Here is a 16916-nt window from a genome sequence, read left to right on the forward strand (position 1 = left end):
GGGGGTGCTCCTTTCCTGGGTCAGCTGTGGCCCAGTTCCATGGTGAGGTCGGGGTTCTCGGTCAGGTCGACCGTGATGCGGGAGGTGTGGTCGGGGGAGGGGACGCGCGAGCCCGGCAGGGTCACCGCGGCCGCGCCCCACGCGACGCCCCGGGTGAGGGCGCCGTTGCCCTCGAGTCCGCCCGCGAAGCCGTCGAGCAGGCCGGCGAGCATGCAGTCGCCGGCGCCCACGGTCGAGCGGGGGCGGGCGATGGTCGCCCGCGCGTGCACCAGCAGGTCCGCGGTGACGAGCAGCGCGCCGTGGGAGCCCAGGCTCACCGCGACGGTGGGGATGCCGTGGGCGACCAGGTCCCGCGCGGCGGCGCGCACGTCGTAGAGGCTGGGCAGCGCGTGGCCCACGAGCTCCGCGAGCTCCTCGTGGTTCGGCTTGATGAGGTCCGGCCGCGCGGCCACGGCCGCGGTGAACGCCGCGCCCGAGGAGTCGATCGCGACGCGGGCTCCCGCCGCGCGGCCGCGCTCCACCAGCGTCGCGTACAGGTCCACCGGCGCGCCGGGGGGCAGCGATCCGCACCCCACGATCCAGGTGGGCCGGGACGGGGAGGTGTCCGGCGCATCGTCCCCGGTCGGCCGGGCGGCGGGGCCGGAGGCGTCGAGCGTCGCCGCGAGGAGCGCCTCGACCTCGTCGCCGCTCAGCCGCGGGCCGGGCTCGTTGAGCTTGGTGGTGGTGCCGTCCGGCTCGAGGACGGAGACGTTCATGCGCGACGAGCCCGCGACCGGGACCGAGCGGCGCGCCACGCCCGCCGCGTCGAGCAGCTCCTCGAGCAGGTGGCCCTCGGGGCCGCCGGACGGCAGCACCGCGATCGCCTCGCCGCCCTGGGCCGTGATGGCACGGGCGACGTTGACGCCCTTGCCGCCGGCGTCCACGCGTACGTCGGTGGCGCGGAGCACCTCGCCTCGCTCGAGCGCCGGCACCGTGAGGGCGCGGTCGACGCTGGGGTTGGGGGTCAGCGTGACGATCATGCGGTCGCCACCTCCGTTCCTGCGGCTCGCAGTTCGTCGGCGACGTCCTCGGCGAGCTCGTCGTCCGTGATGACCAGGTCCACGTCCGCGACGTGGGCGAAGCGGTGGAGGTGGTCGTCGCCCGCCTTGGAGGAGTCCGTGGCGACCACCACGCGGCGGGCGGCCTCGACCATGGCGCGCTTGACGCGAGCCTCCTCGAGGTCCGGCGTGGTGAGCCCGCGGCCGGCGGAGATGCCGTTCGTGCCCATGATCGCGACGTCGACCACGATCTGTCCGAGCGCCGCGACCGCCCAGTCGCCCACCGAGGCGGCGGTGGTGCCGCGGACGCGGCCGCCCAGCACGTACAGCGTGATCCCGGGGCGGTTGGCGAGCGCGGCGGCTGCCGGGATCGAGTCGGTGATGACCGTGAGGTCCGCGTCGACGGGCAGCAGTTCGACGAGCGCCTGGGTGGTCGAGCCCGCGTCGAGGAGCACGGTGCCGCCGTCGGGGAGCTCGTCCAGGGCGCGGGCCGCGATGCGCCGCTTGGCGTCCGTGCGGCGGACGCTGCGGGAGGCGAGTGTGGGCTCGAGCTCGAGGCGCTCGACCGGGATCGCGCCGCCATGGACCCGGCGCAGCGACCCGCGGCGCTCGAGCGCGGTGAGGTCGCGGCGGATGGTCTCGGGGGTGACGGCCAGCTGGTCGGCGAGCGCGGTCACCTCGACCCTGCCGGCCGTGCGCGCCTGCGTGAGGATGCGCTGCTGTCGCTCCGTCGCGTACATCGGACTCCCTCGTCGCGGCCCGCTCGGGCCTGATTTCGCTAGATAACCACATTATCAAACACAAAGCAACAGAAACGGGCCCAGGTTTGTCCCGATTGTGGGGGTGGCGAGGCCGTGGGGCGGGGCGGCGGCGGAGCGTCAAGTAGGGCGTCGGCAGAGCGTCGGGCGGGGCGGGGCGGCACTCTCGGGCGGAGCGGGGCGGCACTCTCGGGCGAGCCGGCCGCCCGGGTGCGCCGCGCATCGTCCCGAGGGGCGGGCTGTGATCCTCGCAACACCTCGGCAACACCGGGCGCTGCCTGGGCGTTCACTGACCGACGACACCTGTGCCGCCGCACGGGCGCCCGCTACGATGAGTGCGGTCACCAATCGAGGAGGAACCGTGGCAAGTCCCGTGTTCAGCAATGCCAAGGAGTTCAAGTCCGACCCGCTGCTCGCGCAGCCGAGCGCCGCGGACCTGCAGCGCCAGTACGAGCAGCCCGCGGGCACGCCCGGCTACGTCGCCGACGACCGGATGTCCTACTCCGGGGTGATCAACAAGACCACCGGGCTGGGCATCGTCACGCTGGGCATGGGCGCCGTGGCGTACGTGCTCGTGGGCCAGATGGTCTCCGCGATGCTGCCGGCGCTCGGCGCGGGCATCGCGGCCCTGGTGATCGGCCTCATCGCGTCGTTCCAGCGCACCCCCGGGCCGGTCCTGGTGGGCCTGTACGCGGTGCTCGAGGGCTTCTTCCTGGGCGCCATCACCGTGCTCATCGAGACGCAGTTCAACGTGCCCGGCGCCGGCGTCCAGGCGCTGCTCGCGACCGGCATCACGCTCATGGTGTGCCTGTGGCTGTACCGCTCGGGCCGCGTGCGCTACACGTCGAAGCTGCGCAAGATCTTCATGATCGGCGCGATCTCCTACCTGGTGTTCGGCCTGGTGAACATCGGCTACATGATCTTCTCCGACTCGAACTCGGGCTTCGGCCTGCGCACGGACGTGGAGATCTTCGGCATCCCGCTGGGCGCCGTCATCGGCGTCGTCGCGGTGCTGCTCGCGTGCATCTCGCTGATCGGCGACTTCGACTTCATCGATAACGGCGTGAAGAACGGCGCCGAGAAGAAGCTCGAGTGGAAGGCCTCGTTCGGCATCATCGTCACGCTCGTGTGGCTCTACATCGAGTTCCTGCGCCTCATCGCGATCTTCAGCGGCCGCGACTAGCGTCACCGCACAGCGAGGCCCCCGCCACCCGGCGGGGGCCTCGCTGCGTTCCGGGGACTGGGGGCGCGTGCGTGGGCCTGCCGGGGTCGGTGGCGCGCTGCGTCCTCGGTCGAGCGGATTGTGTCGGTTTGGGGCTTCCCCTGCGTGCGGCAGAGCGAATCGTGACGGTGGGCCCCCGCAACCCCCATGGCCGGGCCTGGCCCTGAGCCCGGGTGTGAACCCGGGGCTCGGGCGGGCACCGTCACGAATCGCTCTATGAGACGCAGCAGCGCCGCCAAAGCGACACAATTCGCTCTGCGCGAGGCGACGCTCTGCTCTGCTCTGCTCTGCGCTGCGCGCCGGCGTCGCCTCTCGACGTCGTCGCCCTACTGGTAGCCCACCTGGCAGAAACCGTGGTTGCAGTAGCCGCCGGGGTTCTTGTGGAGATAGCCCTGGTGGTAGTCCTCCGCGAGGTAGAAGACCCCGTCGCCGGCCTCCTCGGCGGGGGCGATCTGGGTGGTGATCGCGCCGTAGCCCTGGGAGGCCAGCCGCTCCTGGTAGCGGTCGCGTGAGGCGAGCGCCGCCTCGAGCTGCGCGGGCGTGGTGGTGAAGATCGCCGACCGGTACTGCGTGCCCACGTCGTTGCCCTGGCGGTTGGCCGTGGTGGGGTCGTGGTTCTCCCAGAACGCCGCGAACAGGTCCTCGAGGGACGTCTGCGCCGGGTCGTACACCACCCGGACCGTCTCCGTGTGGCCGGTGAGCGACGTGCAGGTCTCCTGGTAGTTGGGGTGGCGCGTCCACCCGCCCATGTAGCCCACGGCGGTGACGTGCACCCCGGGGAGCCGCCAAAAGATGCGCTCGGCGCCCCAGAAGCACCCCATCGCGACGTACAGCACCTCCGAGTCCTCCGGCCACGGGCCGTGCAGCGAGGTCCCGAGCACCACGTGGCGGTCCGCGACCTGCATGGGCGTGTCCCGTCCGGTGAGGGCCTGGTCGGCGGTGACCATGCGGGTCTTGTCGATTCCGAGCATGGGTGACTCCCTTCCGGTGGGCGAACGTCGCGAGGGCGCCGCGTGTTCCGCGTGGCGGGCCTCGCGCCCTCCGCCCCGGGATAGTCTCGCGCTATGGCCGAACCTCGCACCACCGAGCTCCCGGGCGCCGCCGAGCCCGCGCCCGACTTCGAGACCGAGCACGTGCCGCTGTGGCTGCGCGTCACCGCGGCCTGGTCGTGGCGGCTCATCGTGGTCGGCATCGTCGTGTGGGTCTTCGCCACCGGCTTCACTCAGCTCGCCACCGTGGTGCTGCCGCTGGGCATCGCGCTGCTCATCGCGGCGCCGCTCGAGCGCCTGGTCGCCCGCATGGAGGGCTGGGGCATCCACCGCACGCTCGGCTCCGCGCTGTCGCTCGTGGGCCTCGTCGTCGTCATCCTGGGGCTGTCCTTCGCGGCCGGCAGCTCGATCGTCGCCGGCTTCGACGACCTGCGCGACGCGGCGGTGAGCGGCTTCAACCAGTTCCTCGACTGGCTGGTCGACGGCCCCATCCACATGTCGCGCGAGCAGATCGACGAGGTCATCGCGAACGGCACCTCCGCCCTCCAGGACAACGCCTGGGGCCTGGCCACCGGCGCGTTCTCCGTGACCGGCACCATCGGCACCCTGTTCGCGGGCTCCGCGATCGCGCTGTTCGCGCTGTTCTTCTTCCTGCGCGACGGCCGCACGCTGTGGCTGTGGTTCGTCGGGCTCATGCCCAAGTCCCGCAAGGAGACCATCGACCGCGCCGGCTCCAACGCGTGGGTCACGCTCCGGCGCTACACCCAGACGAGCGTCTTCGTCGCGTTCATCGACGCGGTGGGCATCGGCCTCGCGGCGTGGATCATCGGCGTCCCGCTCGTCATCCCCATCGCGATCTTCGTCTTCCTGCTGTCCTTCATCCCGCTCATCGGCGCGACCCTGTCCGGCGCGATCGCGGTCGCGGTCGCGCTGTTCGACGGGGGCTGGGTGTCCGCGCTGCTCATGATGGGCGCGGTGCTGCTGGTCCAGCAGCTCGAGGGCAACATCCTCTACCCGTGGCTGTTCGGCAAGGCCGTGTCGCTGCACCCGCTCGCCATCCTGCTCACGGTCGCGACCGGAACGCTGCTGCTGGGCCTCGTGGGCGCCGTGATCGCGGTGCCCATCCTGTCCTTCGGCTACGCCTTCGCCCGCAGCCTCCACAGCGACTGGCGCGCCGACAAGGACGACGATGCCGGGGCGCTCGGCGAGGGCCCCAAGGTCGCGCTCCAACGCGCGCGCGACGTCATCGCGAAGACCGGCGAGATCCGCATCCGCCGGCGCCCGCACCCCGAGGACTCCTCGCACGAGGACTGACCCGGGACGATGCACGGGCCCGGCCCGTGCATCGTCCCCCGTCAGGACGGGGGTCGCCCGGGTGGGCGACCTGCCGCTGACCTAGACTCGCCGGGTGCGCTGCGCCTACTACGAGTCCGGGACGTGCCGCTCGTGCACCCTGCTCGAGGTGCCGCACGCGCGCCAGGTGGCGGATAAGCAGGCGGCGCTCGAGCGCCTCGTCGCCGGCGCCGCGCCCGCGGCGGACGTCGACTGGCTCGCGCCGCTCGTGAGCGCGGAGCAGGGCTTCCGCGCCAAGGCCAAGATGGTCGTGGGCGGCACGGTCGACGCGCCCACGCTGGGCATCCTCGACGATGCCGGCCGCGGCGTCGACCTGCGCGGGTGCCCGCTCTATCCGGCGCCCATCACCGACGCGCTGCCGGTGCTCGCGGAATTCATCGCCCGCGCGCGGCTCGAGCCCTACGACGTGCCCGCCCGCCGCGGCGAGCTCAAGCACGTGCTCGTGACCGCCGCGCCCGACGGCGCGCTCATGGTCCGCCTGGTGCTGCGCTCGACCGAGGCGCACACGCGCATCGTCAAGCACCTGCCGTGGCTCCAGGAGCGGCTGCCCGCGCTCGCGGTCGCGTCGCTCAACATCCTGCCGGCGCACGCCGCGGTGCTCGAGGGCGACCGCGAGATCGTGCTCACCGAGCGCGCCTCCCTGCCGCTGGACCTGGGCGAGGTCATCCTCCACGCGCGGCCGCGCAGCTTCCTCCAGACCAACACCGCGATCGCCCGCGAGCTCTACGCCCAGGTCGCGCAGTGGGTGGGGGAGTCCGCGCCGCGGACCGTGTGGGACCTCTACTGCGGCGTGGGCGGCTTCGCGCTGCACTGCCGCGCGCCCGGGCGGACGGTCGTGGGCGTCGAGTCGAGCGCGGAGGCCGTCGAGTCCGCGCGGCTGAGTGCGGGGGACGATGCGTCGGTCGCCTTCGTCGCCGACGACGCCTTCCGGTGGGCGCGCGGCCAGGAGGCGGTCGCGGACGCGATCGTGGTGAACCCGCCGCGGCGGGGGATCGGCGACCTGGCGCCGTGGCTCGAGGCGACGGACGCGCGCCACGTGGTCTATTCGAGCTGCAACGCGCTGAGCCTCGCGCACGACCTGGCGGCGATGCCGTCGCTGGTGCCCGTGCGCGGCCGGCTGCTCGACATGTTCCCGCACACGACGCACTACGAGGCCGTGGTCCTGCTCGAGCGGCGCTGACGGCGCGCCGCGGCTTCCGGTCCCGGGCGCGCGGTGCCAGGATGGGAGTCCAGCCTGAGGAGGTCTCCCGCGTGCGTCTCGCCGCCCCGTCGATCGCTCTCGCGGTGCTCGTCCTGGCGGCCTGCACCGGCAACGCGGACGTCCCGGTCGCGTCGACCACGGAGGCCGTCGCCACGGCGGACAGCGAGCCCGCCGTGACCGCGCCACCCGCGCCGGAGCCCGAGTTCGTGGCGCCGGAGCTGCTGACCGTGGATCCGGCGCTCATTGCGGACCTGGACGTCGCCGTCGAGGAGAGCCTCGACGAGGACCTGTACACCTACGTGGCCTTCCCGGTGCTGCCGAATGGCGAGGAGCTGACGGATCTGCTGCGCGAGGCGGCCGACTACCGGCTCACGCGGTTTCGCGAGGTCGAGACCAGCGCATCGGGCGACACCCGCCCCGAGCTCACCATGTCGTGGGACCTCGTGGGCGCGTCGACCCGGGCGCTCGGCGTGAGGCTCGCGAGCTCGGAGGTGGGCGGCGAGGCCTTCGACGGCAAGTCCGAGACGGTGTGGCTCGACGTGGACGCCCGCGAGCGGGTGTGGACGGACGGGCTGTTCGAGCCCGAGCGCGTGCCCGCCCTGCTCGACCGCATCCTGGACGCCGCGCTCGCGGACCCGCGCATCGACGAGCAGATGCTGTACGCGCAGATGGACGGCGAGCTCGAGGCGTTCGACTCCGTGGGCTTCACGCCGTCGGGGGACCTGTGGGTCGAGTTCGACCGCGCCCAGGTGTCGACGTCGACCACGCCCATCGGTGTGGCCGTCGACCCCGAGGACGCGCTGTCCGAGTTCGGCCTGCTCGCCCAGGAGTCCGCACTGAATCCGGAGGATCCCGCCTTGCAGCCCGTTGTCGCCACGCCGACCCCCTCGCCCGGCGAGACTCCCGACCCCGCCGCGACCAACGACCCCGGCGGGGACCCCGCCGTGCCGGTGCCCGCCCCGACCGACACGGCCGCGCCCAACCCCGCGCCGCCCACGGTCCAGGACCTGCCGGCCGACACCGACTGCTCGCAGGAGCGCTGCCTCGCGCTGACCTTCGACGACGGCCCGGTCGCCGGCACCCACGAGCTGCTCGACGTGCTCGCCGACCGCGGCGTCAAGGCCACCTTCTTCCTGGTGGGCAAGAACGCGTCCGCGCACCCGGACGTGGTACGGCGCATCGTCGCCGACGGGCACGCGATCGGCAACCACACGTGGGATCACCCGCAGCTCACGCGCCTCGACGAGGACTCGATCCGCTCCGAGATCGAGCGCGCCGCGGACGCGATCGAGGACGCCGGGGGCGTGCGGCCCACGCTCCTGCGCCCGCCGTACGGGGCGACCAACGACACGGTCGCCGAGGTCGCGGCCGAGCTGGGCCTCCCGCAGGTGCTGTGGGACGTGGACCCCGAGGACTGGCGCGACAAGAACACGCCCATCGTGACCGAGCGCGTCATCGACGACTCCCACCGCGGCGCAATCGTGCTCTCGCACGACGTCCACGCGACCACCCGCGCCGCCTACGCGGCGATCATCGACACGCTGCTCGCGGACGGCTACACGCTCGTCACGGTGCCGGACCTGATCGACGACATGACCCCGGGGGAGCGGTACTTCCACGGGTAGCCGGCCCGCGCATCGGCCCGTGTCCCGCGGTCGTCGCCGTCCCCGCCGTCCCCGCCGTCGTCACCGCCCCCACCGTCCCCACCGTCCGGGACAGTAGGGACCGCTGATCGCGACGATCCGCGCACTTCGGGACAGTGAGGACCGGTGGGACCAGGGTCGAGCGGTCCTCACCGTCCCGAAGGATGCGAAATGCTCCCCGGGGCGGTCCTCAGTGTCCCGGACCCAGGAAGGGCGCCTGGACCCACGGGGGCGCCCAGAAGGCGGAGCGCAGAAGGGGCGCGCCGGGAAAGCAGCAGGCGTCAGCCGGTGAACGGCTCCGCGGCGAGCACCTTGACGGTGATCTCCTTGCCGTTGGGGGCGGTGTAGGCGGTCTCCTCGCCGGCCTTGCGGCCCATGAGCGCGGCGCCCAGCGGCGACTGCGCGGAGAACACGTCGATGTCGGTGCCGCCGGCGACCTCGCGCGAGCCCACCAGGAAGCGCATCTCGCGGCCCATGACCTCGGCGGTCACGACGGTGCCGGAGCCGATGGTGCCGTCGTCGGCGGACTCGCCCACGGTCGCGGTGCGCAGCATGTGGCGCAGCTGCTCGATGCGCGCCTCCATCTTCGCCTGCTCCTCGCGCGCGGCGTGGTAGCCGCCGTTCTCCTTGAGGTCGCCCTCGGAGCGGCGCTCGTCGATCTCCTTGGCGATCTCGACGCGGCCCACGTTGACCAGCTGGTCGTACTCGGCCTGCAGGCGGTCGAAGGCCTCCTGGGTCAGCCAGGTTCCGGTGCTCTCGGTCACGTGTCACTCCTCATTGACGGAAGGAAAAGGGTAGCAAGGGCGGGGCCGCGACCCCAAAACGCGTCAGCGCGCGACGCAGCCCTGGACGGTGACGGAGGTGGCCTCCTCCGTGGTGCGGATCGTGGCGGTGACGCGCTGCTCGGCGCCGTCCGCGCGGTCGACCTCGACGGTCGCCACGCCCACCTCCCCGTAGCGCACGTCGAGCGCCCGCACCGTGCACGTCGCGCCCGCCTCGGAATAGAGGAACACGTCGAACGTCGCGGTGGCCTCCGTGGGGGAGACGATGGCGAAGCCCACGTCGCGCCAGCGGACCGGCTCGTCCGCGAGCGTGAAGGCGAACCAGGCGACCACCGCGGTGAGCGCGGCGAGCCCCAGCCCCACGAGGGTCCAGCTCCTGCGGCTGAGGCGCGGGAGCGCCGGGGAGGCCAGCTCGTCGTGTCCGGGATTCGGGGTGCCCATAATGCGGCAGGATAGTCCCGACAGAGAGGTGGAGATGTCCCAGGATTTTCTCGGCGGCCCCGGGTTCCTCGCATTCGTGGTGACGTTCGCGGTGGTGGTGGCGACGGTGCTGCTGTCCCGCTCGCTCAGCAGGCACCTGCGCAAGGTCCGCGCCAAGGAGGCCGCGGAACGCGCGGCACGGGACGATGCCCGGGCCGGGGGCGCGTCGAAGCGCCCCGGCGACGCGTCTCCCGAGGGGGCGTCAGGCCCCGCGGAAGGCGGCGAGCGAGGCGGCGACGAAGTGGCAGACGAAGCCGGCGATCGTCAGTGAGTGGAAGATCTCGTGGAACCCGAAGTACCGGGTCGATCCACGAGGCCACTTGGTGCCGTAGATGATCGCGCCCACGGTGTAGCACAGGCCGCCCACGATGACGAGGGCGACGACCGCCGCGCCGCCGGCCTCGTAGAACGGGCCGATGAACCCGATCGCGACCCAGCCGAGCGCCACGTAGATGGGCGTGTACATCCACCGCGGCGCGCCCAGCCACACCACGCGGAAGATCAGCCCCAGCAGCGCGCCGCCCCACACGATCGACAGCACCCACACGTTGGTCGGGTGGTCGAGCAGCATCACCGTGAGCGGCGTGTACGTGCCCGCGATGATGAGGAAGATGTTCGCGTGGTCCATGCGGCGCAGCACTGCGCGGGTCTGCTCCGACCAGTTGCCGCGGTGATACACCGCGGAGGTGCCGAACAGCAGCACGGCGGTCAGGGTGAAGATCGCGAAGGAGATGCGGCCGGCGAGCGTCGGTGCGACCGCCGTGAGGACGAGCCCAGCGATGAGCGCGACGGGCGCGGCACCCAGGTGCAACCAGCCGCGGAGGAGGGGCTTTCCCGGCTCCGGAAGGTTCTCAGCCATGGACCTACGTTACCGTAGGTTAGCGGCGCGGAGTACGGTGGTGACACGGCCGCCACCCCGTGAGACAGGAGCTCCGATGCGACTCAGTTCGCTCTTGTACGGACTGTACGAGCAGCGGCTGGCGCGCTCCCTCGCCAAGGCCGCCGTCCCGCGCCACGTGGGCGTCATCCTGGACGGCAACCGGCGCTGGGCCAAGCAGATGGGCGCGAGCGCCTCCGACGGCCACCAGCGCGGCGCGGACAAGATCACCCACCTGCTCGAGTGGTCGCAGGACGCGGGCGTCGAGGTGGTGACGCTGTGGCTGCTGTCCACCGACAACCTCGAGCGCGACCCCGAGGAGCTCGCGCCCCTGCTCGAGATCATCGCCGGCGCCGTCGAGACCCTCGCCGACGACGGCCGCTGGCGCCTGCGCCACGTGGGCGACATGCGGCTCCTGCCCGAGGAGACCGCGACCCGGCTGTCCGCCGCGGTCGCGCGGACGGTCGAGGCGACCGGGCTCCACGTCAACGTCGCGGTGGGCTACGGCGGCCGCCACGAGATCGCGGAGGCCGTGCGCTCCTTCCTGCGCTCGGAGGCCGACGCGGGCCTGTCCCTCGACCAGGTCGCGCAGGACTTCTCCGTCGAGCACATCGCCGAGCACCTCTACACCAAGGGCCAGCCCGACCCCGACCTGGTGATCCGCACCTCGGGCGAGCAGCGCCTGGGCGGCTTCCTGCTGTGGCAGTCCGCACACTCGGAGTTCTACTTCTGCGAGGCCTACTGGCCCGACTTCCGCCGCACCGACTTCCTGCGCGCGCTGCGCGACTTCAGCCAGCGCGAGAGGCGACTGGGCCGCTGAGGCGGCCCCGTGCATCGTCCCCGGGGACGATGCACCGGTCGCCCGGGCGGCGCCCCGCGCCCGCCGCTCGGGGGACACGCCCGGCCGCGGGGGCAGAGTTACATTCGTGTGAATTCCTGCACTCGCTACTGTCGATCGGCTCCCGAGGGGCGTAGCGTCGGTGACGTGGGATCAACACACCGTCGGACCGGAACCGGACTGACGTAGCCGACCGCCGCGGGGCGGCTGGCGCCCCGCGGCCAAACCGCTGGGAGCACCGTTGACCGTCGAGCCGAGCACCCTCCACACCACCGAGTCCGACCAGGACACCGCACTGCGCACGTTCGTGCTGGATACGTCCGTCCTGCTGTCGGATCCGCGCGCGATCAAGCGCTTCGCGGAGCACGCGGTGGTCCTGCCCGTGGTCGTCATCACAGAGCTCGAGGCCAAACGACACCACCCGGAGCTGGGCTACTTCGCCCGGTCCGCGCTGCGCGCGCTCGACGAGCTGCGCGTCCACCACGGCAAGCTCGACGAGCCCGTCTCCATCAACGAGGTGGGCGGCACCATCCGGGTCGAGTTGAACCACACGAACACGGACGTGCTGCCCTCGGGCTTCCGCCTGGGGGACAACGACACGCGCATCCTCGCGGTCGCGGCGAACCTGAGCGCCGAGGGCCACCACGTGACGGTGGTGTCGAAGGACCTGCCGATGCGCGTCAAGGCGTCCGCGCTGGGCCTCGAGGCGGAGGAGTATCGCGCCGAGCTCGCGGTCGACTCCGGCTGGACCGGCATGCGCGAGATCCAGATGGGCGACGAGGAGATGGCGGCGCTGTGGGAGCACGGCCGCTCCGCCGCGCCGGACCCCGCGCTCGCGGGCGAGGACCTGGCGAAGCTGCCCGTGCACACGGGCCTGGTGATCCACTCCTCGCGCGGCTCGGCGCTGGGGCGCGTGACCGAGGACGGCGCGGTGCGCCTGGTCCGCGGCGACCAGGAGGTGTTCGGCATCCACGGCCGCTCGGCCGAGCAGCGCATCGCGATCGACCTGCTCCTGGACGAGTCCGTGGGCATCGTGTCGATGGGCGGCCGCGCGGGCACCGGCAAGTCGGCGCTCGCGCTGTGCGCCGGCCTCGAGGCCGTCATGGAGCGCCGCCAGCACAAGAAGATCATGGTGTTCCGCCCGCTGTACGCGGTCGGCGGGCAGGACCTGGGCTACCTGCCCGGCTCCGAGTCGGAGAAGATGAACCCCTGGGCGCAGGCGGTCTTCGACACCCTGGGCGCGATGGTGTCCGGCGAGGTGGTCGAGGAGGTGATGGCGCGCGGCATGCTCGAGGTGCTGCCGCTCACGCACATCCGCGGCCGCTCGCTGCACGACGCGTTCGTCATCGTCGACGAGGCCCAGTCGCTCGAGCGCAACGTGCTGCTCACCATGCTGTCGCGCATCGGCCAGTCCTCGCGCGTGATCCTCACCCACGACGTCGCCCAGCGCGACAACCTGCGCGTGGGCCGTCACGACGGCGTCGCCGCGGTGATCGAGGCGCTCAAGGGCCACCCGCTGTTCGCGCACGTGACCCTGGAGCGCTCGGAGCGCTCCGCGGTCGCCGCGCTCGTCACCGACATGCTCGAGCGGCTCGACCTGTAGGTGCTTCCGGGCGGGCCGGCCAGCCTGTATGTCGGACCGATCCGCGCATCGTCCTGCAGAGGTGCAGAAACGGGCCCGTATGTCGGATGGATCCGGAGATCGTCCGACATACGGGCCCGTGGCGCGCGCGGGTGGTGAGGCGCGGGGGTGAGGGGTGAGGCGTCAGCCCTCGGAGGAGAACTCCACCACCTCGGTGGCGGGGTCGCCGTCGAGCGCGGCCTCCAGCATGGGCACGAACGCGTCGATCGCGTAGCGGATCGACGACGGCGAGTTGGCGAAGAACGCGCCCTCGAGGATCGGGTCGGACAGCCAGATGGCGCCGCCGTTCTCCGCGAGCTTCAGCGACGGGTACAGGGGCAGCGCCTCGAGTTCGCCGCGGGCGTCGGGCGTGGTCGCGACCTGCCACACGACGGAGTCAAGGTCGCCCAGGATGTCGAGCTGCTCGGCGCTCAGCTGCATCCAGGCCTCGCCGGTGCCGTCGATCGAGGCGACGTCGAGGCCCACGTTGGCGAGGAACTGGTTGCGGGTGTCGTTGGCCGCGTAGACGAACGCCTGGCCCTCGTACATGCCGCCCACCTGCGAGGTGAGACCCTCCCACTCGGGGTGCGCGTCGCGGACCTCGGCGAACAGCGCGTCGATCTCCGCGATGACCTCCTCGGCCTTCTCGGTGGTGCCGGTGGCCTGCGCCAGCAGCATGAGCTCGTCCTCGAGGGAGACGTTCCACTCGGCGGTCTCGTTGCCGTCGGCGTCGGTCGCCGGGCGCGTCACCACGGGGGCGATGCCGGAGAGCAGGTCGAACTCCTCCTGCGTCATCGTGTGGTTGGGGTAGGTGGCGACGATGAGGTCGGGCTCGAAGGACGCGATGACCTCCGCGTCGTAGGTGGTGGAGCCGGGCTCGAACAGCTCGGGCTCGGCGCCCACGGCCAGGCGGGCCTCGTCGGCCCACGGGCCGGTGCCGTTGTCGTAGCCCTGCCAGCTGACCGGCACCGCGACCGGGGCGACGCCCAGCGAGTAGAGGTACTCGTGCTCGTGCGAGCCGAGCGTCACGACGCGCTGCGGCTCGGACTCGACCACGACCTCGCCCATGACGGTGTCGAGGGTGACGGGGAAGGCGCCGGTGGTCTCGGCCGGGGCATCCGACGAGCCCGCCTCGGGCGTGGACGATGCGGTGGTGCCGGAGTCGGCCGAGCAGGCCGCGAGCGACAGCGCCGCGACGGCGGCGAGCGCGAGGGCCTGCGTGGAGCGGAGGGACATGAGAGTTCCTTTCGGTGGGGTCAGCGGGAGGGCTGGGTGTGGATGCCGCCGGGAGGGGCGGCCGGGACGATGACGGGCGTGCCGGTGACCGGGTCCGCGAGCACGCGGGCCTCGAGGGAGAACACGTCGCGGACGAGCTCCGCGGTGAGGACCTCCGCGGGGGCGCCGGCGGCGGCCACCGTGCCCTCGTGCATGGCGATCAGGTGGTGCGCGTAGCGGGCGGCCTGGTGGAGGTCGTGCACCACCATGACGATGGTGCGGCCCTGGCGCTCGTTGAGCCGGTGGAGCAGGTCGAGCACCTCGTACTGGTGCGCGATGTCCAGGAACGTGGTGGGCTCGTCGAGGAGCATGAGCGGCGTGTCCTGCGCGAGCGTCATCGCGATCCACGCGCGCTGGCGCTGGCCGCCCGAGAGCTCGTCGACCACGGAGTCCTGGATGTCCGTCAACGCCGTCGAGTGCAGCGCGGACATCACGGCCGTCTCGTCGGCCGCGGTCCACGGCCGCAGCACCTTCTGATGCGGGGTGCGCCCGCGCGCCACCAGCTCCTTGACGGTGATGCCGGCGGGCGCGAGGGGCGCCTGGGGCAGCAGGCCGATGCGCCGGGCCACCTCGCGGGTGGGCACCCGGTGGATGTCCTCGCCGTCGAGCGTGACGGTGCCCTCTGAGGGGTTCAGCAGGCGCACGAGCGCGCGCAGCAGGGTGGACTTGCCGCAGCCGTTGGGGCCCACGATCGCGGTGATCCGCCCGTCCGGGATGGCGACGTCGACGCCGCGGACGATGGGCGGGCCGCCGTAGCCGATCACGGCGCCCTGGGTCTGGAGACGGGTCATGACGGACCTCCTCGGGATGCGCGCCACACGAGCCACAGCAGGTACGGGGCGCCCACGGCGGCGGTGAAGATGCCGACCGGGAACTGCAGGGTGGACGGCATCAGCTGGGCGACCTGGTCGGCCGTCAGCAGCAGCAGCGCGCCCATGAGCGCGGACGGGATGAGCGTGACGCCGGCGGAGCGGGTGAGTCGCAGCGCGAGCGCGGGGGAGACCAGCGCGATGAAGCCGATCGGCCCGGTCACGGCGACGGCGCCCGCGGCGAGCACGACCGCCGCGACGGCCAGGACGCCCCGCGCGGAGGCGACGGGGATGCCCAGGGCGCGCGCCGCATCGTCCCCCATCTCCATGGTGCGCAGCGACCGGGCGTGCCACAGGATCAGCGGCAGCAGGACGGCGAGCATCGCGGCGGCGACGGTGACGTGGGTCCACGTGCGGCCGGTGACGGCGCCCACGAGCCAGCCCAGCGCGTTGCCGGCGTCGTGCACGTCCATGCGGGTGAGCGCGTACTGGGTGGCGGCCTGGGCGACGAAGCCCATGGCGATGCCCGCGAGGATGAGCCGTAGCGGCACCACGCCGCGCCGCCACGACAGCGCGAGGATGAGCCCGGCCGTGAGGAGCGCGCCGGTGATCGCGCCGGCGGCGGTCACCCACAGCGAGGTGGCGCCGATGAGCCAGATGGTGAGCACGGCGCCCGTGCCCGCGCCGGCGCTGATGCCGATGAAGTCGGGGGAGGCCAGCGGGTTGCGGGTGAGCGACTGGAGGACGGCGCCGGAGAGCCCGAGCATGGCGCCCACGAGGATCGCGGTGAGCGCGCGGGGAGCGCGGACGTGGCCCACGATGAAGTCCGCGGGGGCGCCCACGGGGATGCCCACGGCCGCCCTGAGCGCGTCGGCGACGGTGACGTTCGACTGGCCCGAGGTGAGGGCGAAGATCGCGACCGCGGCGAGCGCCGCGAGCAGCACGAGCCCCACGGCGAGGGTGCGCCGGTGCGTGGTGATGCCCAGGGGGCCCAGGCGCAGCGTCCTCACAGCTCCACCACCTTCATGCGGCGGGCCATGAGCGCGAACACGATGCCGCCCAGGAAGGCGGTGGTGATGCCGACGCCCACCTCGCCTGGCGGGGCGATGACGCGTCCGAGCACGTCGCACGCGAGCACGAGCGCCGCGCCGCCCAGGGCGCTCACGGCGAGCAGCCAGGGCAGCGACGCGCCCACGAGCGCGCGGGCCAGGTGGGGCACGGCGAGGCCCACGAAGACGATGGGTCCGGCCGCGGCGGTGGCCGCGGCGGCGAGCAGGGTGACCAGGACGATGACGAGCACGCGGACGGTGCCGATGCGCACGCCCAGCGCGCGGGCGGCGTCCTCGCCGAGCGCGACGGCCTCGAGCTGGCGGGAGGAGACCAGCGCGGCCGCGATCGCGACGAGCACGAGCGGCACGAGCGCGGTGACGTCCTCGAGGCGGCGGCCGGTGAGCGAGCCGGCGACCCACTGGCGGTACTGGTCGAGCGTCGAGTCGTTGACCAGCAGGATCGCGTAGGTGACCGAGGAGATCAGGGCGGTGAGCGCGACGCCGGCGAGGGCGAGGCGCACGGGCGTGCCGGCGGCGGCGCCGCGCGCGCCGATCGCGTAGACCAGCACCGCGGCCAGGCCCGCGCCCACGAACGCGAGCGGCACCTGCGCGGCGAAGCCGGTCGCGATCCCCGTGGACAGCGCGATCACCACGGCGAGCGAGGCGCCCGCGTTGACGCCCAGCAGGCCGGGGTCCGCGAACGGGTTGCGGGTGAGCGACTGCATGAGCGCACCCGCGACGCCCAGCGCCGCGCCGGCGAGCGCGCCGATGACGGTGCGGGACACGCGCGACGTGCTGACGATGAGCTGCTCGGGGTCGGCCGGGTCGAGGTCCGTGAGCGCCTGCCACACCGTGCCCAGGTCGATCGCGCGGGCGCCGATGGCGAGCGACGCCGCGACCGCGAGCACCAGCACGATCGCGGCGGCGATCGCGACGAGGGCGCGCTGGCGCATCGGGCTCCTTCAGCAGGCGGTGACCACCC

General features: G+C 72.9%; 16 protein-coding genes. 6 read left to right on the forward strand and 10 right to left on the reverse strand.

The features are described from left to right. Nucleotides 1–20 precede the first annotated feature (20 nt). Together AOM03_RS07180 and AOM03_RS07185 are read right to left on the reverse strand one after the other, a co-directional pair. Nucleotides 21–1019: a 1-phosphofructokinase family hexose kinase gene (locus AOM03_RS07180; protein ID WP_062379781.1), complete on the reverse strand. Its 999-nt coding sequence runs from the start codon at nt 1017–1019 to the stop codon at nt 21–23. Then, a complete protein-coding gene (locus AOM03_RS07185) occupies nt 1016–1777 on the reverse strand; it encodes a DeoR/GlpR family DNA-binding transcription regulator (protein ID WP_062379783.1) in 762 nt (253 codons plus the stop codon). Before AOM03_RS07185 ends, AOM03_RS07180 begins: the two co-directional genes overlap by 4 nt. A gap of 379 nt (nt 1778–2156) precedes the next feature. Between AOM03_RS07185 and AOM03_RS07190 the strand changes: the two genes are divergently transcribed. Next, nucleotides 2157–2978, forward strand: coding sequence for a Bax inhibitor-1/YccA family protein (locus tag AOM03_RS07190; protein ID WP_227589923.1), 822 nt, complete (start codon nt 2157–2159; stop codon nt 2976–2978). A gap of 365 nt (nt 2979–3343) precedes the next feature. Here AOM03_RS07190 and msrA read toward each other — a convergent pair whose 3' ends face one another. Continuing rightward, nucleotides 3344–3988, reverse strand: coding sequence for a peptide-methionine (S)-S-oxide reductase MsrA (gene msrA / locus AOM03_RS07195; RefSeq protein ID WP_062379787.1), 645 nt, complete (start codon nt 3986–3988; stop codon nt 3344–3346). 93 nt (nt 3989–4081) lie between these two features. Here msrA and AOM03_RS07200 point away from each other — a divergent pair, with 93 nt between their 5' ends. The 3 genes from AOM03_RS07200 to AOM03_RS07210 all read left to right on the forward strand — a co-directional run bounded on the left by AOM03_RS07200 (nt 4082) and on the right by AOM03_RS07210 (nt 8185). After that, the gene (locus AOM03_RS07200; protein WP_062379789.1) at nt 4082–5320 is read left to right on the forward strand and encodes an AI-2E family transporter; all 1239 of its coding nucleotides are present in this window, start codon (nt 4082–4084) and stop codon (nt 5318–5320) included. Nucleotides 5321–5414: 94 nt separating this feature from the next. After that, the gene (gene rlmC, locus AOM03_RS07205) at nt 5415–6539 is read left to right on the forward strand and encodes a 23S rRNA (uracil(747)-C(5))-methyltransferase RlmC (RefSeq protein WP_062379792.1); all 1125 of its coding nucleotides are present in this window, start codon (nt 5415–5417) and stop codon (nt 6537–6539) included. Between the two features lie 41 nt (nt 6540–6580). Beyond that, on the forward strand, nt 6581–8185 hold the full coding sequence (locus tag AOM03_RS07210; RefSeq protein ID WP_156157670.1) for a polysaccharide deacetylase family protein: 1605 nt from the start codon (nt 6581–6583) through the stop codon (nt 8183–8185). 299 nt (nt 8186–8484) lie between these two features. On the opposite strand, the gene greA is transcribed toward AOM03_RS07210, so the two are convergent. The 3 genes from greA to trhA all read right to left on the reverse strand — a co-directional run bounded on the left by greA (nt 8485) and on the right by trhA (nt 10324). Continuing rightward, nucleotides 8485–8967 carry a transcription elongation factor GreA gene (gene greA / locus AOM03_RS07215; protein WP_062379796.1) on the reverse strand — a complete coding sequence of 161 codons (483 nt, stop codon included), beginning with the start codon at nt 8965–8967 and terminating at the stop codon, nt 8485–8487. Between the two features lie 63 nt (nt 8968–9030). Beyond that, nucleotides 9031–9426: a DUF4307 domain-containing protein gene (locus AOM03_RS07220; protein ID WP_062379798.1), complete on the reverse strand. Its 396-nt coding sequence runs from the start codon at nt 9424–9426 to the stop codon at nt 9031–9033. Nucleotides 9427–9667: 241 nt separating this feature from the next. Next, on the reverse strand, nt 9668–10324 hold the full coding sequence (gene trhA / locus AOM03_RS07230; RefSeq protein ID WP_062379803.1) for a PAQR family membrane homeostasis protein TrhA: 657 nt from the start codon (nt 10322–10324) through the stop codon (nt 9668–9670). Nucleotides 10325–10400: 76 nt separating this feature from the next. Here trhA and AOM03_RS07235 point away from each other — a divergent pair, with 76 nt between their 5' ends. Both AOM03_RS07235 and phoH2 read left to right on the forward strand, forming a co-directional pair. Beyond that, nucleotides 10401–11162: an isoprenyl transferase gene (locus tag AOM03_RS07235; RefSeq protein WP_062379806.1), complete on the forward strand. Its 762-nt coding sequence runs from the start codon at nt 10401–10403 to the stop codon at nt 11160–11162. 259 nt (nt 11163–11421) lie between these two features. Further along, nucleotides 11422–12783: an RNA 5'-3' helicase PhoH2 gene (gene phoH2 / locus AOM03_RS07240; RefSeq protein WP_062379808.1), complete on the forward strand. Its 1362-nt coding sequence runs from the start codon at nt 11422–11424 to the stop codon at nt 12781–12783. 162 nt (nt 12784–12945) lie between these two features. Here the strand turns inward: phoH2 and AOM03_RS07245 are convergent, their stop codons facing one another. Genes AOM03_RS07245 through AOM03_RS07260 form a run of 4 tightly spaced genes read right to left on the reverse strand, consistent with a single transcriptional unit; the run spans nt 12946 to nt 16887 of the window. Continuing rightward, entirely contained in the window at nt 12946–14037 is a 1092-nt protein-coding gene (locus AOM03_RS07245; RefSeq protein WP_062379810.1) for an ABC transporter substrate-binding protein, read from the reverse strand. Between the two features lie 20 nt (nt 14038–14057). Then, nucleotides 14058–14867: an ABC transporter ATP-binding protein gene (locus AOM03_RS07250; protein ID WP_062379812.1), complete on the reverse strand. Its 810-nt coding sequence runs from the start codon at nt 14865–14867 to the stop codon at nt 14058–14060. Further along, entirely contained in the window at nt 14864–15895 is a 1032-nt protein-coding gene (locus tag AOM03_RS07255) for a FecCD family ABC transporter permease (protein WP_062379815.1), read from the reverse strand. The genes AOM03_RS07250 and AOM03_RS07255 overlap by 4 nt, the downstream gene beginning before the upstream one ends. Beyond that, nucleotides 15892–16887: a FecCD family ABC transporter permease gene (locus AOM03_RS07260; RefSeq protein ID WP_062379817.1), complete on the reverse strand. Its 996-nt coding sequence runs from the start codon at nt 16885–16887 to the stop codon at nt 15892–15894. The genes AOM03_RS07255 and AOM03_RS07260 overlap by 4 nt, the downstream gene beginning before the upstream one ends. Nucleotides 16888–16916 lie beyond the last annotated feature (29 nt).

The sequence above is a fragment of the Demequina pelophila genome (assembly GCF_000971175.1).
GTDB lineage: Bacteria > Actinomycetota > Actinomycetes > Actinomycetales > Demequinaceae > Demequina > Demequina pelophila.